The 20,454-nt window shown below is 71.0% G+C and carries 17 protein-coding genes and 1 tRNA gene; 5 read left to right on the top strand and 13 right to left on the bottom strand.

Annotation, left to right across the window (positions count from 1 at the left end; genetic code table 11):
• Window positions 1-11: 11 nt before the first annotated feature.
• The 5 genes from ACTWP9_RS30330 to ACTWP9_RS30310 form a co-directional block, all read right to left on the bottom strand.
• On the bottom strand, window positions 12-2,180 hold the full coding sequence (locus tag ACTWP9_RS30330; protein ID WP_443249514.1) for a copper resistance protein CopC: 2,169 nt from the start codon (window positions 2,178-2,180) through the stop codon (window positions 12-14).
• An 11-nt stretch (window positions 2,181-2,191) separates the two neighbouring features.
• Window positions 2,192-2,689, bottom strand: coding sequence for a copper chaperone PCu(A)C (locus ACTWP9_RS30325; RefSeq protein WP_443249513.1), 498 nt, complete (start codon window positions 2,687-2,689; stop codon window positions 2,192-2,194).
• A complete protein-coding gene (locus tag ACTWP9_RS30320) occupies window positions 2,686-3,351 on the bottom strand; it encodes an SCO family protein (protein ID WP_443249512.1) in 666 nt (221 codons plus the stop codon). Before ACTWP9_RS30320 ends, ACTWP9_RS30325 begins: the two co-directional genes overlap by 4 nt.
• A gap of 148 nt (window positions 3,352-3,499) precedes the next feature.
• Window positions 3,500-4,231, bottom strand: a complete 732-nt coding sequence (locus ACTWP9_RS30315; protein WP_443249511.1) for a YcnI family copper-binding membrane protein — start codon at window positions 4,229-4,231, stop codon at window positions 3,500-3,502.
• Between the two features lie 180 nt (window positions 4,232-4,411).
• Window positions 4,412-5,296, bottom strand: a complete 885-nt coding sequence (locus ACTWP9_RS30310; RefSeq protein WP_443249510.1) for a hypothetical protein — start codon at window positions 5,294-5,296, stop codon at window positions 4,412-4,414.
• A gap of 291 nt (window positions 5,297-5,587) precedes the next feature.
• Between ACTWP9_RS30310 and ACTWP9_RS30305 the strand changes: the two genes are divergently transcribed.
• Complete coding sequence (locus tag ACTWP9_RS30305; protein ID WP_443249509.1) at window positions 5,588-6,031, top strand: ATP-binding protein; 444 nt, start codon at window positions 5,588-5,590, stop codon at window positions 6,029-6,031.
• Here the strand turns inward: ACTWP9_RS30305 and ACTWP9_RS30300 are convergent.
• From ACTWP9_RS30300 to ACTWP9_RS30290, 3 genes are all read right to left on the bottom strand, one after another.
• The gene (locus ACTWP9_RS30300) at window positions 6,015-7,058 is read right to left on the bottom strand and encodes a PP2C family protein-serine/threonine phosphatase (RefSeq protein ID WP_443249593.1); all 1,044 of its coding nucleotides are present in this window, start codon (window positions 7,056-7,058) and stop codon (window positions 6,015-6,017) included. The genes ACTWP9_RS30305 and ACTWP9_RS30300 overlap by 17 nt on opposite strands.
• 171 nt (window positions 7,059-7,229) lie before the next feature.
• Window positions 7,230-8,669, bottom strand: a complete 1,440-nt coding sequence (locus ACTWP9_RS30295; RefSeq protein WP_443249508.1) for an aminopeptidase P family protein — start codon at window positions 8,667-8,669, stop codon at window positions 7,230-7,232.
• Window positions 8,670-8,824: 155 nt separating this feature from the next.
• Entirely contained in the window at window positions 8,825-10,420 is a 1,596-nt protein-coding gene (locus ACTWP9_RS30290; protein ID WP_443249507.1) for a PP2C family protein-serine/threonine phosphatase, read from the bottom strand.
• 720 nt (window positions 10,421-11,140) lie between these two features.
• On the opposite strand from ACTWP9_RS30290, the gene ACTWP9_RS30285 reads away from it, so the two are divergent.
• Both ACTWP9_RS30285 and ACTWP9_RS30280 read left to right on the top strand, forming a co-directional pair.
• On the top strand, window positions 11,141-11,863 hold the full coding sequence (locus ACTWP9_RS30285; RefSeq protein WP_443249506.1) for a bifunctional DNA primase/polymerase: 723 nt from the start codon (window positions 11,141-11,143) through the stop codon (window positions 11,861-11,863).
• A 270-nt stretch (window positions 11,864-12,133) separates the two neighbouring features.
• Window positions 12,134-12,727, top strand: a complete 594-nt coding sequence (locus ACTWP9_RS30280; protein WP_443249505.1) for a hypothetical protein — start codon at window positions 12,134-12,136, stop codon at window positions 12,725-12,727.
• 236 nt (window positions 12,728-12,963) lie between these two features.
• Here ACTWP9_RS30280 and ACTWP9_RS30275 read toward each other — a convergent pair whose 3' ends face one another.
• The 3 genes from ACTWP9_RS30275 to ACTWP9_RS30265 form a co-directional block, all read right to left on the bottom strand.
• Entirely contained in the window at window positions 12,964-13,974 is a 1,011-nt protein-coding gene (locus tag ACTWP9_RS30275; RefSeq protein WP_443249504.1) for a DUF5926 family protein, read from the bottom strand.
• Window positions 13,975-14,230: 256 nt separating this feature from the next.
• Complete coding sequence (locus ACTWP9_RS30270; protein ID WP_443249503.1) at window positions 14,231-14,710, bottom strand: ATP-binding protein; 480 nt, start codon at window positions 14,708-14,710, stop codon at window positions 14,231-14,233.
• A 241-nt stretch (window positions 14,711-14,951) separates the two neighbouring features.
• The gene (locus ACTWP9_RS30265) at window positions 14,952-15,848 is read right to left on the bottom strand and encodes a glycerophosphodiester phosphodiesterase family protein (RefSeq protein ID WP_443249592.1); all 897 of its coding nucleotides are present in this window, start codon (window positions 15,846-15,848) and stop codon (window positions 14,952-14,954) included.
• Window positions 15,849-16,334: 486 nt separating this feature from the next.
• Here ACTWP9_RS30265 and ACTWP9_RS30260 point away from each other — a divergent pair, with 486 nt between their 5' ends.
• Both ACTWP9_RS30260 and ACTWP9_RS30255 read left to right on the top strand, forming a co-directional pair.
• Window positions 16,335-18,077, top strand: coding sequence for a S1C family serine protease (locus ACTWP9_RS30260; RefSeq protein ID WP_443249502.1), 1,743 nt, complete (start codon window positions 16,335-16,337; stop codon window positions 18,075-18,077).
• A 42-nt stretch (window positions 18,078-18,119) separates the two neighbouring features.
• Window positions 18,120-18,206, top strand: a tRNA-Ser gene (locus ACTWP9_RS30255).
• Window positions 18,207-18,437: 231 nt separating this feature from the next.
• On the opposite strand, the gene ACTWP9_RS30250 is transcribed toward ACTWP9_RS30255, so the two are convergent.
• Both ACTWP9_RS30250 and ACTWP9_RS30245 read right to left on the bottom strand, forming a co-directional pair.
• A complete protein-coding gene (locus tag ACTWP9_RS30250) occupies window positions 18,438-19,547 on the bottom strand; it encodes an HTTM domain-containing protein (RefSeq protein ID WP_443249591.1) in 1,110 nt (369 codons plus the stop codon).
• 85 nt (window positions 19,548-19,632) lie between these two features.
• Window positions 19,633-20,223 (bottom strand): DUF5819 family protein, encoded by a 591-nt coding sequence (locus tag ACTWP9_RS30245; protein ID WP_443249501.1) that lies wholly within the window; start codon window positions 20,221-20,223, stop codon window positions 19,633-19,635.
• Window positions 20,224-20,454: the final 231 nt, after the last annotated feature.

The following is a 20,454-nucleotide window of genomic DNA, read 5'->3' as shown; positions in this document are numbered from 1 at the left end:
TCGGTTCCGGCTCAGCCGATGGTGGCGGTCGTGGTCTCGGTGACCTGGTCGATGTCGGAGGTGCGGACGGTGATCGCGACCTTCCATTTTCCGGCCATGGGCAGCTGGAGCCCGGCGGCCTTCCAGTGCCCCTGCTCGCCCTTGACCGGCTTGAGGGGGGCCGGCAGCGGACCGAGGTCCTTGGCCGGCAGCGTGAAGGTGGCCTTCACCTCGCGTGCCTCCACGGGCTTGCCGCTGGGGCTGGTGGTGCGCAGCTCCAGGGCGTTCTCGCCGCTGGTGCCAGGCTCGATCTCCAGCTCGGCGGTGCCCTTGCCGCCCGGGCTGCCCGTGTCGAACGGCACCTTCACATCCACCGGCCCGGCCGGCTCGTTCTGCGCGGCACTGCCCGCCTCCCGTACCCGCTCCTCCGTACGGCCCGGCTCGGTGCCGGTCAGGAGTGTGGTGACGGCCAGCAGGACGATCGCGACGGTCGCCTCGGTCAGCACCGAACGGCGCAGCCCGCTGCGCTGTGGGTCGGCCTCCCGCTCCTGACGGCGCCTGGCCGCCTCGGCCGCGGCCCGCTGCCGCGCCAGCTGTGCGGCCCGTACAGGGTCGGCCGGCTCGCGTCCCGGGCCCCCGGCGTCGTCCTGCGCGGGGGCTCCGGTCTCGTCCCATACGCAAGCTCCGGTCTCGTCCTGTGCTGAGGCTTTGATGCTGTCCTGTGCGGACGTTCGGACAGCGGCCCGTTCCGGGCTGCGGCTGCCCGGAACGGCTGCCGTACGGGCTGCGGATTCGGCCCGCTCGGATGCCGCGCTCTTCCCGGGTTTTCCAGCCTCTGCCGGAACATCGGTCAACCTGGTTGTCCACCGTCGGGAGAACCAGCCGACGGTCACCAGGGCGGCCACCAGGACGACCTTTACGATCAGCAGCTGCCCGTAGGAGGTGCCCGTCAGCGCACTCCACGACCCCACCTGGCGCCACGACTGGTACAGCCCCGTGGCGGCCAGCACGGTGACACAGGTGAGCGCCAGCCGGGAGAACCGCCGCACTGCTGCACCCGAGGGCGCGGGCCCCCAGCGCAGCAGGCAGAACAGCGCGGTCAGACCGCCCAGCCACAGCGCGACCGCGAGCAGATGCAGCACATCGACGGGCATCGCCAGCCCGGTCTGGATACCGGTGGAGGCGTGCTCGGCCATCGCCCAGGTCGCCGCGAGACCGGCCGCCACCACGGCGCCTCCGATGGACAGCCCGAAGAACAGATCCCGCCGCTGCCGGTCGGCCTCCTCCCTCTCGGGCGGGTCCGCGCTCTCGACGTCCTCCTCTCCGCGCCGCGCATACGCACCGAAGAGCACCGAGACGAACAGTGCGGCTGCCGCGAGCAGCAGCAGCCGGGCAACCAGCGCGGCACCCGGCTTGGTGGCCACCACGTCCTTGAGCCCGCCCAGGTCGACGACGTCGGCGAGCCGTCCCGAGCCGGTGTACGGGCCGCGCAGCAGCAACAGCACCAGCGTGGACGCCGCAAGGACGCTCCAGCCGGTGACCGTCAGCCGCTGCACCGCCCGCGAGGAGGCGGCCCGCGGTGAGCACAGCAGCACGAAGGCCGCACCGCCCACCAGCAGCACGAAGCCCGCGTAGGCGGCGTACCGGCCGAACCCGTAGAGGGTTTCCACGGTCCCGCCGCCCGCGTTCCCGTCCTGCTGCGGCGGTGCCACGCTCGTCTTGGACGGCTTGCCCACGGAGAAGGTGAACGCGCCCGAGACGGGGTGGCTGTCAGCGGAGACGGCCTGCCAGGCGACGGTGTAGGTGCCCTTGCCGAGACCCGGCTCGAGCGAGACGGCACGCCGTACCTTGCTGCCCGTACCGGTGTCGCGGACCTTACGGGTGTCGACCCGTTTTCCGCGCGGGTCCAGCACCCGGATGGCATCGTCGGACATCGCCACGCCCTCCGAGAAGTCGAGCGTGACCTGCCGGGGCGCGCCGCGCACCACCGAGCCCTCCGCGGGGTCGCTGCCGGTCAGCGCGGCGTGCGCCCCTGCCGGGCCCGCGGTGGCCAGTACCCCCAGCAGCGCGACGGCACCCATGACGAGGGCCAGCAGCACGCGGGAGGCGGCGGAGCGACGGGCGGCGGACCGGGGTGCGCAGGAGCGCCGTACGGCGGAGCGGACAGCGGTGCGGAAGGGAGCTCGGGTGGTGGACGGCACGCCTGCGAACCTCACTTCTTGGGTGTGTAGTTCGTCGCTTCGACGGAAGCCTTGACCGTGACGGAGCCGGACCGCGCGAAGTGCAGCACAAAGGTGACCGTCTGGCCCTTCACCGGCTTGCGCTCCAGCTCCATGAGCATCAGATGGTTGCCGCCGCGCTCCAGCCGGAGAGTGCCGTGGGCGGGCACGGTCAGTGATTTCACCTGCTGCATCTGCTGCTTGACGGTCCTGTGCAACTCGACCTTGCCCGCAACATCGCTGGAGACGGAGGTCAGCTTGTCGGCCTGGTCGCCGCCGTTGCGTACGGTCAGAAAGCCGCCGGCCATCTCCTTCGTCGGCGGCTGCGGTACATAGGCGCCGCTGACCTTCAGCTCGGGGCGGCCGTCACCCTTGGCGGCACCCTCCTTGTCGTCGGAGGAGCAGGCGGCCAGGGCGAGCGTGAGTGCCGCACCGAGCGCTACGGCGCCGAGCGACCGGCGGGAACGGGGGGCGAAGGGGCGGGCGGTCACGGGTTCTTCCCCTCGACGATCTTGGGCAGGTCCTTCCGGAGGATCTCCGGCCCGGTGTTGTCCTCGGTGTACAGGACGTGCGCCTTGTCGTCCTTGGGGGAGAAGACGAGCAGCTGGGCGCCGTGTGTGGAGACGATGTCGCCGTTCTTCTTCTTGTACGAGGGCTCGACGCTGATGCCCACGCTGCGGGCGCCCGCCTGGATGGTGTCGAAGTCGCCGGTCAGCCCGGTGAAGGACGGGTCCTGGCCGTGCAGCCACTTCCCGAGCTCCTTGGGGGCGTCCCGCTTGGGGTCGGTGGTGACGAAGACGACCCGCAGCTTCTTCTTCTGCTCCGGCGACAGCTTGGCCTTGGCCACCGAGATGTTGCTCATGGTCAGCGGGCAGATGTCCGGGCAGTGCGTGTAGCCGAAGTAGAGCAGCGTGGGGTGGCCCTTGGTCTCCTTGATCAGGTCGTAGCTCTTGCCGTGCGTGTCGGTGAGCGTCAGGTCGGGCTTGGCGAAGGGCTCGTCGAGGGCCGTGGCGCCCTTGTGCTGCCCCTTCTCGACCTTCGCCGGCTTGTCCGCGGCCTTGTCGCCGCCGTCGCCGGAGCCACAGCCCGCCAGGGCGAGCGTGGCGGCTGCGGCGAAGGCGACGGCTGCCGCGGCCGTTCTCGTTGTGCGCATAGTGCTTGTCCGCATCGTGCAGTAGGGATGGTGCAGAGGGTGAGGGTGTCCAGAGGCTGAGGTGCCGGTGGTGCGGCCGGACGACGGACGCCGGGCCGCACCACCGTGAGGGACGTACGGGCCCGTCAGGGAAGGTACGGGCCCCGGATCACGCGGTGCGGCGCCGTCCCGCCAGGACGCCGAAGGCGACACCTGCGACCCCGACGACGATGCCTACGACGCCGAGGACCCGTGCGGTGGTGTCCGAGCCGGAACCGGAGTCGGCGTCGGAGGAGGCCGCGGTCTTCTCCGTGGCCTTCGCGTCGTCCGAGGAGGCGCCCGAGGCGGCGGCGCCCTTCCCGGCGTCCTCGGCGGCGGCGAGCTTCAGCACCGGAGCCGGGTGCTCGGGCTCCGCAGCGCCCTCCTTCGGCTCCTCGATCCACCGGACGATGTCGTCGTTGTCGTAGGTCTGCAGGGCCTTGAACACCAACTGGTCGGCATCCTCGGGCAGTTGTCCCATGGAGACGGGGAACTGCTGGAACTGGCCCGGCTTGACCTTCCCGCCGCTCCAGGTGACCTTCGAGACGGCCTCGGTGATCTTCTCGCCGTGCACCTTGATGGGCTTGTCCAGCTTCTTCTTCTCGACCTTGATGTCCCAGCCGGGCACCGGCTGCGGCATCACGGAGGCCAGCGGGTGGTCCGTCGGGAAGGTGACCTCCAGCTTCACGGTGGAGGAGTCGTCCTTCTCGTTCGGAACCTTGAAGTTGACCGTGCTGTAGTCGCCCTTGGCGGCCTCCTGCGGGTCGACGCTTACGTGCGCCGAGGCGGGGCCCCCGACCAGCAGTACGGTCCCGGCGGCGAGCGCGCAGACGGTAGCGGCGCGGCGGTTGGCGATCTTCATGGGTGAGCTCCTGAGAGGCACGGCCTGCGAGACGCAGGACGAGTGACATGACATGCGGGAGGGCGGGCACGCGGGCGCGCGAGGCCCGCACCGCGTCGCTGTCATGGCAGGGCCGCCCCGTGCCCCGTCGAGCGGGCACGTGGACAGTCCGATCCCGGTGAGCTTCGTGAATGCGGTGCGTCAGGCTGCGAGCGCGAAGGCGTCCGCCGACCGTGCGGGCGGGCCGCGCCGGTGGACGGAGTGCTGGAGCAGCAGTGGCCTGGGCGGCATCTCGTCGGCAGGCTGGTCGAAGCCGACCCGCACGGGCGCCCAGGACAGCAACCCGGTGTGCAGCGCCCGGACGTAGGCCAGCGCCGTACCCAGGGCCAGCGCGGCCACCAGCTCGTCGGCTGCCGCCGCGGCGGCAGCCGACAGCCGTACCAGCCGCCACAGCGCGGCCTCGCCCCGCCGCAGCATCCAGCCGAGCAGCAGCCCGGCGCACAGATGCCCGAGCAGCATCGGCACCTCGCACATGCCGGCCGCGGCCCGCGCGGCTTCCCGCAGACAGTCGAGCGGCGTGTCCGGGAAGGGCATCGCGGAGCCGGCATGGTGGCCGGCGTGCGCGGCGTGCTCCGCGGCACCGCCCGCGCCGCTGCCTGCCGTGGGGGAGGCCGCGTGCGGGTCGAGCCCCGCGCGGGCGACGACCCGCCGTGCCTCGGCCTCGCTCATGCCCATCGCGCTGTCGTTGCACAGCAGTTTCCCGGCCAGCGCCCGTACCCCGCCCGGCCCCTGGGCGGTGGCCGAGCCGGCAGCTCCCGCCGCGGCGTGGTGTCCGCCGGCACCCATCGAGAACACCAGGTGCAGGGCGACCTGGCCCAGTGAGAGGAGCCCCACGATGCCCGGCAGGGAGCGTTCCCGCCCGGCCAGCGCGACGGCGATCACGAACACGCAGCCGAAGCCCAACGCCAGCGTTCCGAACGGAAGCACAGTGTCGGCGGCGAGCAGGTGCCCGGCGGCGGACACGGTGACGCAGACCGCGGCGAACACCGCAGCCCGCAGCAGTCTCAGGTCCGCACCGGCAGTCATGGCCGCGCCATCATCTCACCGCCCTCCCACCCTGCACACAGCAGGGCCACACCGGCTCCACCGGCGCTCAACCACCCCACCGGTGCGCCGCGTCAGGTTGCCAAGGTGCCCTCCGGTTGGAGGGGGCGCGCACCCCGGGTCGTGCTTCAGCCGTACCGCATGTAGTGCCCTACGGCCTGCACATGGCGCTGCCCGCCCTCCGCCGTACGGGGGTCATCGCGACGGCACCGCGTAGTGCTGGTACGGGCAGGCAATAGGTAATCCGTGTGTCGAGCCGCATGGAGGGTGAGCATGAGCAGCCTGTGGTGGTCTCTCCGGCTACGGCGCGAAGCCGCCAGTGTGCCGCTCGCGCGGCAGCTCCTGCTGAGCTCCATGGCCTCGGCCGGCGTCGACCCGGACGTGGCCTACGACATGTGTCTCGCCCTGTCCGAGGCGTGTGCGAACGCCGTGGAGCACGGCAGCACCGCGGGTGACATGGCCGGTGCGTACCGTGTCTCCGCCTATCTGGAGGGCAACCGCTGCCGCATCGAGGTGGCGGACACCGGCCCCGGCTTTCCCGCCGGGTACGCCTCGGCCCGCTGTGCGAACGAGGCCGAGAGCGGGCGGGGCCTGTTCCTGATCGAGTCCCTCGCCGACCACGTACGGTTCCGCAACCGGCCCGGCCACGGCGGTGCCGTCGTCAGCTTCGACAAGGTGCTCGCCCGCCGCGACGGACACCTCATGACCGCGTCCTGACCGCCCCCTGCTCACCCGTGGCGCTGCGGTAGCGCAGCAGCAGCATGGCCGCGTCGTCGTGCAGCGGGGAGCGTACGTGCTCCTGGAGGTCCTGCCGTACGGCCTCCAGCGCGCCCTCCGCGTCGGTGTCCTTGAGCAGGTGGGCGCGCTCGTCCAGCGGGTAGAAGCGGTTGTCCGGATCGCGGGCCTCGGTGACGCCGTCGGTGTACAGCAGCAGTTGGTCGCCCGGGGCGAACGGCACCTCGTGCGGGCGTGGCGGCTCGCTGCCGTGCAGCCCGAGCCCCAGCGGCAGGGAGCGCTGCGGCGGCTCCGCGAAGTGCACACTGCCGTCCTGCCGGACCGCCAGCGGCGCCGGGTGCCCGAAGTTGAGCAGTGTCGCGCTCTGGGCGTGCGCCCCGTGCGGCACCTCGGTGAGCACCGCCGTCACGAACTTCTCGCCCAGCAGGTGCCGGTCCAGGGCCCGTTCCAGGCGCTCCCCGACGGCCGGCAGATCCGGCTCGTCGTAGGCGGCCTCACGGAAAGCGCCGAGCACCACGGCGGCCGTCTCCACCGCCTCCAGCCCCTTGCCCTGGACGTCCCCGATGATGACGCGCACCCCGTGCGGCGAAGTGACCACCTCGTACAGGTCGCCGCCGATCCGTGCCTCGGCGACGGCCGAGGTGTAGGAGACGGCGACCCGCAGCCGCCCGGCGCCGCGCGGCACCGGACGCAGCAGCACACGCTGGGCGGCCTCCGCGATGGAGCGCACATTGGCCAGCTCGGCCTCCCGCTTCTGCCGCATCGCGGTCGCCACCAGCGCGGCCACCGAGACACCTGCGACGGAGATCAGCGTGGCGTTGCCGCGCCTTTCGCCGAACTGGCCGTTGTAGAGGCTCAGCGCGATCGACAGCGCCATCGCCAGCGCGCCGACCAGCGCGGTACGCCGCTTGCCGCCGGTGAGCCCGGCGAAGGCGGGACCGAGCGCCATCATCGGCTGCACCCCGATCCCGGGGCCGCCCGTCAGATCGGCGGCACCGACGACACCCATGGCAAGGAAGGGAAACGCGGACAGCAGTCCGGTCCGCAACCGGGAGACCAAAGCGTGCTCTCTTCCTTCTTGTCCGTGACCTCGCTCAGCAGGCGTGTGCCGTGACGTCGACTCCCGTCCTCACCGCTGTGCTCGACTGTTTGCCGGCTGCCTCAGGGGCTGCCGCCGGGCTCAGGCCCGCAGCTTCGTCATCCAGCTCTCCACAGCGGAGCTGCTGCGCGGCAGTGCGGCGGACAGGTTCCGGTTGCCGTCCTCGGTCACCAGGATGTCGTCCTCGATGCGTACGCCGATGCCGCGGTACTCCTCGGGCACTGTCTCGTCGTCCGCCTGGAAGTACAGCCCGGGCTCCACCGTCAGGCACATGCCCGGCTCCAGCGTGCCGTCGGCGTACGTCTCCCGGCGGGCGACCGCGCAGTCGTGCACATCCAGGCCGAGCATGTGGCCGGTGCCGTGCAGCGTCCAGCGCCGCTGGAGGCCCAGCTCCAGCACACGCTCCACCGGGCCCTCCACCAGACCCCACTCGACCAGCCTGGTGGCGAGCACGCGCTGTGCCGCCTCGTGGAAGTCGAGGTACTTGGCGCCCGGCTTGACGGCTGCGATGCCCGCCTCCTGCGCCTCGTACACCGCGTCGTAGATCCTGCGCTGCAGTTCGGTGAAGCGCCCGTTGACCGGCAGGGTGCGGGTCACGTCAGCGGTGTAGAGGGTGTGGGTCTCCACACCGGCGTCGAGCAGCAGCAGCTCGCCCGAGCGCACCGGCCCGTCGTTGCGCATCCAGTGCAGCGTGGTGGCGTGCGGCCCGGCCGCGCAGATGGAGCCGTAGCCGACGTCGTTGCCCTCCACCCGGGCGCGCAGGAAGAACGTGCCCTCGATGTAGCGCTCGGAGGTGGCCTCCGCCTTGTCGAGGACCCGTACGACGTCCTCGAAGCCGCGCACCGTCGAGTCGACGGCCTTCTGCAGCTCGCCGATCTCGAACTCGTCCTTGACCAGCCGCATCTCGGACAGGAAGCTCCGCAGCTCCTCGTCCCGCTCGGCGGTGACCTTGTCCGCCAGCGCCGCCTCGATCCCGGCGTCGTGCCCGCGTACGACCCGGACCGGTCCTGTGGCCTCCCGGAGCGTGTCGGCCACTGTGCGTACGTCGGCACAGGGCAGCCCGTAGAGCTTCTCGCTCTCGGTGAGGCTGTGCCGGCGGCCGACCCACAGCTCGCCCTGGCCGTCCAGCCAGAACTCGCCGTTCTCCCGGTCGGAGCGGGGCAGGAGGTAGAGGGTGGCGCTGTGGCCGTGTGCTCCGCTGGGCTCCAGGACCAGTACGCCGTCCTCGGTCTGGTTGCCCGACAGGTAGGCGTATTCGACGGCCGACCTGAAGGGGTACTCCGTGTCGTTGGACCGGGTCTTGAGGTTGCCCGCGGGGATGACCAGACGCTCGCCCGGGAAGCGTGCCGACAGCCGCTCGCGCCGTTCGGCAAGCTCGGCGACCTGCGTGACGGGCTCCAGATCGTGCAGCTCGGTGTCGCCCCAGCCGGACTTCATGTTCTCGGCGAGCTCGTCGGAGACGCCCGTGTACAGGCCGTTCTTCCGCTGCTTGATCGGCTGCTCGTCAGCGGCGTCTGCCACGTCTGCCTCCTCTTTGACGGATAAAACCACCTTCCATCGTATGGGTGGGGCCCGGCTGGTCCACAGCTGTGCGCATGTGACGTTCGGCTGTGCGGATGTGAGCTTCGGCCGGTGCGGGCCGATGCCGGTTCCGGTCCGGGCGGAAGCGGCGTCCCTCAGAACCGGGCCGCCAGCAGTACGACGTCCTCGGGGTGGTCCGGCAGATCGGCCAGCGGCCCCGGCAGCACGGTGCGCAGCACATGGTCGACGAGGGCTTCCGGGTCCTCCCGGGCGGCGCGCGGGGCCGAGGCGGCGGCCGAGCGCAGCCGGGCGAAGGCGCGGTCCATGGAGTGTCCCGTGCGGTGCAGCAGCCCGTCCGTGTAGCACAGAAGGGCTTCGCCTTCCTGCAGGACGACCTCCGCGCTGGGCGCCTCCCAGCACGCCAGCATCCCCAGCGGCGCCGAGACGGCCGTCTCCACCGGCTCGATGCGCCGGGGCCCGACGATCAGCGGCGCACAGTGCCCGGCCCCGGCGAGCAGGACCTTGCGGGTGGCGGGCTCGGCGTAGACGAACAGCGCGGTCGCCGAACAGGACGGCTCGGTCAGCCGCAGCAGCAGCTCCAGATCGGACAGCACGGCGACCGGGTCCTCGCCCTCCATCACCGCGTACGCACGCAGGGAGGCCCGCAGCCGTCCCATGGCGGCCACCGCTGCCGGTCCGCTGCCGGTGACCCCGCCCACCGCGAGCCCCACGGCCCGGTCGGGCAGCGGCAGCGCGTCGTACCAGTCCCCGCCCCCGCACGGGCCCGTACGGTGCCGTACCGCGAGCGAGACACCGGGCACCCGGGGCAGCGCGCTGGGCAGCAGTTCCTCGCTGAGGGTGGCCATGTCCGCGCGGGTACGGGCGAGTTCGCCCAGCCGGGCGCAGTGCTCGGTGGCGTGCCGCAGATAGCTGCCGAGCAGCTCGCGCTGGCGGGGCGTGGGCTCGCCGGGTTCGTCGTAGAGCCAGACGGCGGCCCCCAGCCGGATGCCGGACTCGGTGGTGAGCGGAACGGCGTAGGTGGCCGCGTAGCCGAGGCGGGCCGCGACCTCCCGGTGCCGGGGGGAGAGGCCCTGGTCGGCGGCGACATCGGGGCAGGTGATGCCGCCGGCGGGAGCCGGGCCCGGCGACGCGTCGGAGGCGGCGGCCTCGTCGTCGCCACGGCAGGGGACTTCGCTGTGGCCGGAGTCGTCGCTGCGGCCGGGCCTGTACGGCTGAGCTGCGCCGGCCGGAGGGCTCGCCTCGGCCGCCGCGCCGACGCCGGGCTCCGCGTCGAGGATGCGCGCGTACGCGGCGGAGGAGCGGGGGACGGTCTCGATCTGGCCGAGATCGGCGCGGCCGAGGCCGAGCCCGATGGTGCGTTCAGGGGCACGGCCCGGTGTGCTGGAGGGGTCGCTCCCGGGATCGGTGCCGGGTTCGAGCGCGATCATGCCGCGGGGGGCGCCCAGCAGCGTGGAACCGGCGCGCAGCGTCTCGCGAAGCGCTGTGTCGAGGCTGGTGATGCGAACGAGCCGAGTGGTGAGGTCGTGGAGCGAGGAGAGGTCGCAGATCCGGTTGCGGTCGGCCAGTGAGCTTCCGCTCTCCGGGGGAGCGGTCCGCGCGGACGGATCCGCTGCCGATGCGGCAGACGACGTGCCGGTTGCTGGATCCGGAGACGTCGTGGAGGTTGTGGACGCGGTGGGTGCCGCAGCGGCGGATGCCGCTGCGTTCGTGGAGGAGTTCGAGGAGACCACCGGTTGGATTCCAGCCACTTTCGGCAGGTGCGGGGAGGTCATGGGTGGCGGCTCAGGCTGCGGGTGAACTGTCCCAATAGCATCGCAAACCCCCATGTCATGCTGCTCCGCTATCAATGCCACTACATCTACACATGCCGTTGGGGCATGTCCAGCACGTGCGCTGCGGTGCCGAGGATGTCCGGCGAGGGGACCCGCCTCACGGGGGCTGGCCGAGGTGTGGAAAGATTGGCGGAAAATCGCCCACGTGGCGTGCATACTGCTGTCGACTGAGGCCATTCGGCAGCGCGTTGGCACCGCCGTTGCGGGTACGGAACCCTGTGGGGAGTCATGGCGTCCTAGGGAGCAGCGGGCCCCGACCCGCCCGCTTCTTGCGGGAGGGCACCAGCCGCAGGATTGCACCAGGCAGCACAGGCGCGGTACGAGCGGATTCTGTGGGTACCTCACCAGCCGGAGGCTGGGGGAGGTGCTCGGCAAGCAACGAGCAAGTACGAGCAGCATCGGCGCAGGTGGCAGTCCACAGCGCGAACGCCATGCATGCGCCACCCCCCGCCACGTTCCACGCTCGGCCCGCAACATGATGCGCTGTTCGGCACGCACGGTCACCAGAGCTTCACGTGGTGTATTGAGCTAGAGATCGGTCGGCACGGCCAGTTGGCGATATTTGCTGTGTTTGCGTAATAGGCGTTGTTCGGCGTTCACGGAAAGGAACGAGCGCTCATGCGCGAGATCCTCGGAAGGCGCTCCCTCCGGGCCTGGGCGCAGCTCCAGGGCCGTCGGCTCTGGGCGCGGTCCGGACGGTACAACCACAGGTCACCGATGCGGAACACGGCGCTGACGGCGGCCCTCGAGTGGCAGTGGCCGGTGGTTCCCGGCGCCGCGCTCGCGTCACCGGGAACCCGCGGTGCTTCGGCCGTCTGTGCGTGTCCGGATCCCGAGTGCGTGGTGCCGGGGGCACACCCCTTCGAGCCCGTGCTGCTGGCGGCAACCACCGACCCGACGATGGTGCGCTGGTGGTGGGAGAACCGGCCGGACGCCCCCGTCATCCTCGCGACCGGTGGCACGGCGCCCTGCGCGCTGAGCCTGCCGGCCGTCGCCGGGGCGCGCGCCCTCGCCACGTTCGACCGCACCGGCGTCCGGGTCGGCCCGGTGATCGCGACGCCCACCCGCTTCTCGGTCCTGGTCGAGCCCTACGCCCTCGAAGAGCTGGGCGAACTGCTGTACGCCCAGGACCGGGTGCCGAGTTCACTGCGGTTCCACGGTGACGGCGGCTATGTGGCGCTGCCCGGTTCGCTCACCGGCGCGGGCAAGGTCCGCTGGGAGCGGGAGCCGGAACGCGGTGGCCAGGAGCGTCCGTGGCTGCCCCGGATGGAGACGCTGCTCGACGTACTGGTCGAGGAGAGCTCCGCGACGCCGGACAACGGGAGCCGGCTGGCCTACTGAGGCCGATCTGCCGAGCGACCCGCTGAGGGACTCACCGGGACCGACCCATTGGTGCGGGGGCTACTGGGGCGGGGCCGCTGAGGCTGGCCACCGGAACGCTGAGGCTTGCCACGGAACGGGGTGCGTTGTTCACCCGTACGGGTAGGAGCCGACCGGAGTTGTGGGGGAAACGGGCGGCTTGTCGAACCGGCGGCCCCTCGGCCCCGATATGTTCACCTCATCAATCGGCCCGGTCCCCCTCTCCTCGCTCGTGTCCCAAGTGGGTCCCTCATGCACCAGCCGCAACAGCGCACCTCCCGGCTCCGTGGGGTCACGCTCGCCAGCGCGCTTGCGCTCGCCGCCGCGCTGCCGCTCGCCGCTGCGGTGGCGGGCCAGGACGCGCGACTGGCGTCGGAGGCGTTCCACGCCGCCCAGCCGCCCCGGCACGCTGATGACGGTGACGCCGCTCCCGAGCCTCACCCCTCCGATGTCCGCCCCTCGGAGCGTGGGCGTCCGGCCATCTCCTGCGGGCCGGAAATCGCCTCCCCCGAAGGTGTGGCGGCCCGCGCTTGTGTGTTGACCAAGGGCGGCGATGCCTGGGCCCGCGCGTACTACCGCAACCCGACCGACCGTCGGCTGCCTGCCGTCCTCTCTCTCCACGGCCCTGACGGACGGATGGAGAGGGTGCACTGCACGCTGCGCGACGGCGGTGATCGGGGCGTGTGCGAGACGCCGCGTGACCGCGGTGCGAAGGCTGCACAGGCGGCTGAGGGCGCGTATTCAGCGGTGGTCGAGGTGGTCCCGGCGGACGGTGAGCGGCTGCTGCGGGTCGGCAGCGACGGGCGGCACCGCGAAGACAACTCGCCGCGCCCCGGCCGGAGTTAGTCGATCAGTTCGATCGCCGTCCGGAGCCGGGCACAAAAGAACCCGGTCGCTGGCGACGGGGGATGCACCAGCGACCGGGCTCTTAGAACGGTAACAAGAGATCGGCTGTTAGCAAATTCGATCGCCCATATCCGGACGCCGATTTACCTGCGAGTAGGGCAACTTAGGGGCCTCGATGTGACCGGAGTCACGGCACGAGTCCTTCGCAAACCCCCCGTCGAATCCGCCGACAGCCTTCAGTTGAGCGTCACCTGACGGTTGGTGAGGCCGCTGCGCGCCCGGCGCTCGTCGGCCGTCAGCGGCGCCGTCAGCGACAGCGCCTCCGCCAGCCGCTCGGCGAACGCTGCCGCGGGCTTCTCGCAGTCCTCGGACGTCATCTCCGACGGCAGGTCCCACACCGGCACGGTCAGCCCGTGCGCACGGAAGGAGCCCACCAGCCGGGAGCCCTCGGCGCCGGAGGCACCGCCCGGCTCCCCCAGCGCCGAGGCACCGGCTGCGTGCAGCCGTGCGAGCGCGTCCAGCAGCCGCTCCTCGGGGTGGGTCATCACCCAGCGCAGGTGGTTCTTCTCGGGCGCCTCGCACCAGTACGCGCCTTCCACGCCCGTCAGCCGGGCGGTGGGGATCGCGGCCGCGTTGGCGCTCTCCAGCGACGCAGCCACCTCACCGGCCGGCTGTTCGTCACCGTCCAGCCAGAACTCGAACCCTGAGTGCACCTCTGGCTCGAACGGTGCGTTCAAGTCCAACAGGTCCTGGAGCCGCGGGCCGTCCGGCGCCGCCCGCCCCGCGTCGACGGGCGTGCCCGGCTCGGCCGCGAGTGCCCGGCTGAGAGTGTCCGCCAGATCGCGGCTGATGTCGCCGGACGCCGTGTCGTTCTGAAGGCCCAACAGGACCTCGCCGGTGTCGCGACGGAGCGCGGGCCATGCCATCGGCAGCACCGTGGCAAGCGTCACCGCGGGAACGCCCTCCGGCAGCCCGTCCTTGAGGGTGAGACGTGCAGTCGCGGCGGGGACCAGCTCGCGCATCGCGACCCAGTCGCTCTCGTTCGGCAGCCCCTCGAACGGGCGGCGCACCAGCTCGGTTGCCGCCTGTGCGGCTGCCCTGCCGTGGCACGCCTTGTAGCGGCGGCCCGAACCGCAGGGGCACGGCTGCCGGGCTCCCACCACCGGGTGGCTTCCGGCGGCTGCCGTGCCCGCGGAGGTTCCGACGGGCGCCGCGGCGGCTGACTGGGGTCGGCGCTTCTTTGCCATACGAGCGGTTCTCCAGGTATGCGGCGGTGTGTAGGCGCCGTGATCCTAGTAGCTGGACGGCGCGCGACGCTGCATGCGCGGATTGCGCTTGCCGCGCGGCTTGCTCTTCCTACGCCAACGTTGTTCCGGTGAGGGGGCGCCCCTGCCCGAAGGGTGCGGGCTGCGGGTGCTCTGTGGCTGGTCGCGCAGTTCCCCGCGCCCCTTCGGGGCGCAGCCCCGATGCCGGATATGCAAGACACTCCGGTCAAGCCGTCGGCTACTTGAGCTCCTCCACCGAGGCCAGGTCGAACTCGCCGCCGAGCCCGTCGTCGAGGTCGCCCAGGCTGGCGGCGACCCGGCCGCTGAACGAACTTTCCGGCCGCAGCACGGCCCAGACCGTCACACCCGGTGGCTCGTCCGCGGGGGTGCCCGGTTCGGAACGCACCCCCCAGTCGCGGGCGAGGGCCGTGATGATGGCAAGCCCTCTGCCGCCGCGTGCGGTGACGGAGGGCTTGGCCGGAAGTGGGCGGGTCGGACCGCCACCGTCCGTGACGGCGATGGTCACCTCACCCCGTACGTCCCTGCGCCACGACGCTCTGACTGTCTCGACCGGGCTGCTCGCACCGCCCGCTCCGGCCGCCTCCTCGTGCAGTGGGCGCGCATGTCGGCACGCGTTGCTGAGGAGTTCGGAAAGAATCAAGGTCGCATCATCGACCACCGTGTCGGGCGCGCCACATGCGCGAAGCTCCTCGCGCATCCTGCGCCGTGCGACTCGTACACCCGACGGACCATGGGGCACGGCCATGGTCGACGAAGTAGGCACCTCCTGTGCCACCACCAACGCCACCCCCGAGACCTCCTTTGCCCCACGCCATCGGGATGAATGCCCCAGTTGAGTGCGGCGGAAACCGGCCACTCTTCTTCTCTTGACGCACTCGCGTGTCTGCAATAAGCGCCGAGTGCGCCGGTGCACTCCGTCCGCCGGGCCCTCTCGCTTCTCAACCGGCCCGCCCGCGCCCGAGTTGGGCGCGGACCTGGCGGGGGCGGTTGGTGATGATCGCGTCGACGCCGAGCCGTACGCACAGCTCGACGTCCTCGGGTTCGTCGACCGTCCACACATGCACCTCGTTGCCCGCACGCTGTGCCCGTGCCACGTACTCCGGGTGGGCACGCAGGATGCGGATGCTCGGACCGGCGATACGCACACCGTGCGGCAGCCGGCCGTCCCGGTGGCGGGGGAGCAGGAACTGCATCAGAAAGACCGTCGGTATCTGCGGCGCCGCCACGCGGATGCGCTGCAGGGAGCGCGCGGAGAAGCTCATGATGCGTACGGGTGTGCCGAGCCGGTGCCGGTCCATGAGCTCCAGCAGCCGCTCCTCGACCTGGCCGGCCCAGCGTGTGGGGTGCTTGGTCTCGATGGCCAGCTCGACCGGGCGGGGCGCTTCGGCGACGAGGGTGAGCAGGCGGTCGAGGGTGAGGACGGAGGTGCGCTCGGGGTCCGCCGTACCGGGACGTACGGAGGTTCCGGAGCTGCGCTGCGGCCTCCCGGCAGGCCCAGCGGCGCCGGCCGGCTCCATGGCGCCGACCGGCCCCGAGGCGCCGACACGTCCCGGCGTCGCGGCGCGGCCGTCGGTCTCGTCGGTGTCCAGCGCGGTGTCCGGTGACTCGTAGGGGTCGGCGTGCCGGCCCTTCCACGAGCCGAAGTCGAGCGCGGCCAGTTCGGCCAGCTCCAGCGCCGAGACGGCACCACGTCCGTTGGAGACGCGGTTGACCCTGCGGTCATGGACGCAGACGAGATGTCCGTCCGCGGTGAGCCGTACGTCGCACTCCAGCCCGTCGGCGCCTTCCTCGATGGCGCGGCGGTAGGCCGCCAGCGTGTGCTCGGGGGCCGCCATGGAGGCACCGCGGTGGGCGATGACGGACGGGTGGCGGCCGGGACGGTGGCGCGGCCCGGCGATCTCGTTGCTCACCGGGTTATCGTGCCACCGGGCCGGGTGTGCACGCTGTGCAGGGCTCTACGGAGTGCTTCCGGTGGAAGTCGGCCTCCGTGCGGTGGCCGAGGTCGCCGAGGGGCGGTTCGGGTCCGGCGCGCCTAGGCTGGTTGCTGTGATCACGGAGTACGCGTGTGCGAGCGGTGGGTCGTGTGGGTGACGCCGCCCCGCTGTCGGTCCGTACGCCGTCGACGGTGGCGGCTGAGGGTGCGGTGGCGGCCGGGAAAGCCGGGCGTTCTGTCCGGTGTTGGCCTGTTGTAAAGAAGGCCAGCGGACGCTCAGCGACGGCTTACGTCCGTCTGACGTGCGATGGGAAAAGCTGTCCACGGATACCCGCGTACGTGAACACACCCAGCCCGGCGATGTCGTGTACCTGATGAGGAGTGAGTTGTGAGCACCGAGAACGAGGGCGCTGCCGTGACGCCTGCGGCGGGGCCGGGTCCCACGCCCCCGGCGCCGGCCCAGGCCCCGTCCACCGGCGCCCCGACGAGCCGCGAGGACGGCGACTTCTCGCTGCCCTCCCCCGACTCTTCCGCTTCCGGTCCGGCCTCCGCCGCTGCTGCGGCTGCCGCGGACACCGCCACCGCCATGGACCGTACGCAGAACGGTCCGGACGTCCAGGACACGGTCGTATCGGCGCAGGAGTCCGCGGGGGACACGCTGGTGCAGTCGGCGCAGGTGGACGGCGACGCGGCGCCGAGGATGCCGGAGGGCGCGGGCGACGGGCCGACGGCCCCCGTACCGCAGCAGCCGCCGTCCGCCCCGGCAGCCCCCTCCGTGTCAGGCGGCGGACCGGGCGCGGGCACGGGCTCGGGTCCGGGCTCCGATGACGGTGGCGCAGGGCAGTCCGGAGGCTGGGGCCAGGGCGGTGCGGGCGGTCAGACGCCGCCGCCTCCGCCCCCGTACGGCGGCGGGGGCGGCGCTCCCGGCGGCCCGGGCGGTGGCGGGATGCCGCCGCACGATCCCTGGGCGATGCCCTCGGACCCGCTCGGTCCGGAGCCGGGCGGCCGGAAGCGGCGCGGCGGGCTGCTCGTCGGCGTCCTCGTCGCCGCGCTCGTCGCCGGCGGCATCGGCGGCGGGATCGGCTTCTGGGCGGCCGACCGCAACGCGAACGGCGACACCACCACGATCAGCTCCTCCGCGGACCCGAAGAAGCTCAACCGCTCCCCCAAGTCGGTGGCAGGCATAGCCGACAAGGCGCTTCCGAGCGTCGTGACCATCCGGTCTTCCGGAGGCGGCGAAGAGGGGACCGGTACCGGGTTCGTCTTCGACAAGGAAGGCCACATCGTCACCAACAACCACGTGGTGGCCAACGGTGCGCAGGGCGGCAAGCTGACGGCGACGTTCTCCGACGGCAAGAAGTACGACGCGCAGGTCGTCGGCAAGGCACAGGGCTACGACGTCGCCGTGCTCAAGCTGAGCGGCCTCGGCGACCGGACGCTGCAGCCGCTTCCGATCGCCGACTCCAACGATGTGGCGGTCGGCGACGCGACCATCGCGATCGGCGCTCCGTTCGGCCTCTCGGGCACGGTCACCACCGGCATCGTCAGCGCGAAGAACCGCCCGGTGGCCTCCAGCGACGGCCAAGGCAGCCAGGCGTCATACATGAGCGCGCTCCAGACCGACGCCTCGATCAACCCCGGCAACTCGGGCGGCCCGCTGCTGAACGCCCAGGGCGCGGTCGTCGGCGTCAACTCGGCGATCCAGCCGGGCGGTGGCGGTGGCGGTGGCGGTCCGGAAGGCGGCCAGTCGGGCAGCGTCGGCCTGGGCTTCGCGATCCCCTCCAACCAGGCCAAGCGCGTGGCGGAGCAGCTGATAAAGACCGGCCGCCCCGTCTACCCGGTGATCGGCGCGACCGTCGAGCTGGGCGGCGGCGGCAAGGGCGCCACCATCTCCAACACCGGCGAGGGCGGTGCCGACCCGGTCACCCCGGGCGGTCCGGCCGACAAGGCGGGCCTCAAGCCCGGCGATGTCATCACCAAGCTCGACGACACGTTGATCGACAGCGGCCCCACCCTCATCGGCACCATCTGGACCCACCAGCCGGGCGAAAAGGTCAAGCTCACCTACGAGCGCGACGGCAAGGAGAAGACCGTCGAGCTGACCCTCGGCTCCCGCAAGGGCGACGACTGACCACGCGCTAGGCTGTCCCCGCGTCGTCCTCGAACGACGCGGGGAGGCGTGCCCGAGCGGCCGAAGGGAGCGGTCTTGAAAACCGTAGAGGTGGCAACACCTCCGTGGGTTCAAATCCCACCGCCTCCGCAGCCTGAATGAAGGCCCAGCTCACGAAGGGGCACCACCGTGCAGGTGGTGCCCCTTCGCTGTGCGGGTGTCTCACCCTGTGCGCTGGTGTCTCGACTTTGATCAGGGTGTGTGGACCAGCCGTGGACCACGGTCACGGCGATTGTGAGGCCGGTGGGCTTCTTCCATGAGTGCGAGGCCGACGCCGTGTCCTCGTAGGGGGTGCGGGGCGATCCAGAGCCTCCGAAGGGGTTACGGAGGCGGCGCGGAACCGGTCGCGAACCGGCGATCTGTTCCAGTGGGGCCCAGTGGTTTCTGTCCCATGTCCGCTGATCGAGGCTGCGAGGGCAGGAGTGAACTCTTCGCCGGGGTGGCAGCTCCCGGCCTTCCGTCGGCCTCCCGGCCTCCCTTCCGCCGCAGGAAGCGCGCCACGGAGGTGTAGAAGCGGTCGGGGAGGAATACGGCGTCGGCGACGATCATGGCGGCGGAGAAATACGGGAGTCCCATAAGTACCGCGATCCCCACGTGCATGCCGAGGAGCATCGGGAGGAGGGCGTACTTCAGTCTGCTGAACAACAGGCAGGGGAAAGCCACTTGAAGCAGCACCGTCAAATATCCGGCGACAGCGATGAAGATCGTCTGACGGTCGACCATCTGCGACAGGGCGGGCCATGGCCGGAACAGGTCAAGGTTGAGTGCGTAGTGCAGGGCAGTTCCGTCACCCCAGAAGCTGCCCTGCACCTTGTAGAGCCCCGCGGCCCCGTAGAGGAGACAGACCTGGGCCGCGATGACCAGCATTCCGCAGTTGTGGATGAGCGTCACCAGGTATCGCCGCGTGGTCCCGAACTGGAGCCGGAAGCTGGAGATCTCCGTGGGTGCCGGAAGCCCTGCACCCGCCGCACTGGAATGGAGCCGGCGCCTGCGCGCGTCGAGGGACCACCGGCGTCCGCATGCGGTGAGGCAGAGGTAGAGGGACATGAGAAGGATCAGGTTGTCTCCCCCGTCCGTCATGAAGATGGTCCGTGCGTGGAACGAGGCCACGATGACCGCGAAGGCGACGGAGACGGCCCTTGCTCGCCAGCCCAGCATGAAGAGCAGGGAGGTGACGATGCCCAAGGTGTAGCAGGTCTCGAAGTACAGGCGCCCCGGGGACAGAGTGAGGATGCTGGACCAGCCGGTCTGCACGAACAACTCGTTGGCGAGGGCAGGTGTCCACGGCGAACCGGGGCCCCAGATCTCGTCACGGTGCGGGAACTCCCGCAGGAGGAAGACGAGGTAGAGGAACCCATAGCCGATGCGCAGCACCGCCGCGGCGTACAGGTAACCGACCTGCTCGGTGAGGGCGACACGACAGGACCTCAGAGTGTCGAACGTTCGTTTCCTCGCGGTACCGGCGAGCTGCGCGGTGGTCTGCCGCCCACGGGGCGAGCTCGGGGGATTCGGGCGCTCAGTTCGCACGGGGGGTCACCTCCCACCACGGCAGATGCCGGACCTCTCCACGAGGGGGTGCCGTGTGCTGAGAATTCCCTTCGGCTGACGACGCGGCGATCGGACGGGTACGCACACGCAGCTGAACGCTCTCGAAAGGGCCCCGCCGATGCGCAGCGACCCGATCCGCCGCGATGTTGCTCAGGTACTCCTGCATCATTCGGGACCGATCCGAATGGGGCTGGTCGTCCCCGCCGTGTGTCTCGAGATAAGAAGACCAAGCCCTGCGCAGGGTGTTCTGCGCAGTGTGGCTCGGAAAGACACTGTGCCGGACTGCTGCATCATCCACGGCAGACAGATCGAACCAGCCACTGACCTGACGGGTGCCGTTTTCCGTAGTATGCATGGTTCTCACCGAGATCTTCTGATTAAAAGATTCCGGGTTCGGGGCGAAGAGCTTCCAGTTCTGCTCGAACAAAGGGAAGATCCATGCGTTGATCCGATCCTGGAAACGTTTCGAAATGGTGCTGGGTGGTGCCACGTGCAGAAAGACGAAAAGCAGATGAATGAGGCATGTGGCCACGCACAGCGTGGCGGCGATGTCGATCACTCGTCGCAGCGGGCGGGAAAGTGGAGAATTCTCCCGTAGGCGCGGCGTATCCCCGCCCGGTCTCGGCGTGCTTGTCCTTGCGTCAACGGTGGATACTTCATCGACCAGTCCGCTTTCCATTCCCTCACATCCAGTAGCTCGAACTCTGGGCCGCCCGCTCAACTTCTCCCACCGATAACCCGGTGCGGTGGGGGGGGGACCCAAGGGACACCCCACACCCCCTCCCCCCCC

Source organism: Streptomyces sp. 3N207 (genome assembly GCF_052246355.1).
Classification (GTDB): domain Bacteria; phylum Actinomycetota; class Actinomycetes; order Streptomycetales; family Streptomycetaceae; genus Streptomyces.
The sequence above is the reverse complement of the archived record's forward strand: the minus strand, read 5'-3'. Positions and strand labels throughout refer to the sequence as shown.

What these genes read in the sequence shown, in the direction of transcription:
- ACTWP9_RS30320 (WP_443249512.1), bottom strand. Translation starts at nt 3,351, where the DNA reads ATGCGCACAACGAGAACGGCCGCGGCAGCCGTCGCCTTCGCCGCAGCC.
- ACTWP9_RS30315 (WP_443249511.1), bottom strand. Translation starts at nt 4,231, where the DNA reads ATGAAGATCGCCAACCGCCGCGCCGCTACCGTCTGCGCGCTCGCCGCC.
- ACTWP9_RS30310 (WP_443249510.1), bottom strand. Translation starts at nt 5,296, where the DNA reads ATGACTGCCGGTGCGGACCTGAGACTGCTGCGGGCTGCGGTGTTCGCC.
- ACTWP9_RS30305 (WP_443249509.1), top strand. Translation starts at nt 5,588, where the DNA reads ATGAGCAGCCTGTGGTGGTCTCTCCGGCTACGGCGCGAAGCCGCCAGT.
- ACTWP9_RS30300 (WP_443249593.1), bottom strand. Translation starts at nt 7,058, where the DNA reads ATGGGTGTCGTCGGTGCCGCCGATCTGACGGGCGGCCCCGGGATCGGG.
- ACTWP9_RS30285 (WP_443249506.1), top strand. Translation starts at nt 11,141, where the DNA reads ATGCGCGAGATCCTCGGAAGGCGCTCCCTCCGGGCCTGGGCGCAGCTC.
- ACTWP9_RS30280 (WP_443249505.1), top strand. Translation starts at nt 12,134, where the DNA reads ATGCACCAGCCGCAACAGCGCACCTCCCGGCTCCGTGGGGTCACGCTC.
- ACTWP9_RS30275 (WP_443249504.1), bottom strand. Translation starts at nt 13,974, where the DNA reads ATGGCAAAGAAGCGCCGACCCCAGTCAGCCGCCGCGGCGCCCGTCGGA.
- ACTWP9_RS30270 (WP_443249503.1), bottom strand. Translation starts at nt 14,710, where the DNA reads ATGCGCGAGGAGCTTCGCGCATGTGGCGCGCCCGACACGGTGGTCGAT.
- ACTWP9_RS30265 (WP_443249592.1), bottom strand. Translation starts at nt 15,848, where the DNA reads ATGGCGGCCCCCGAGCACACGCTGGCGGCCTACCGCCGCGCCATCGAG.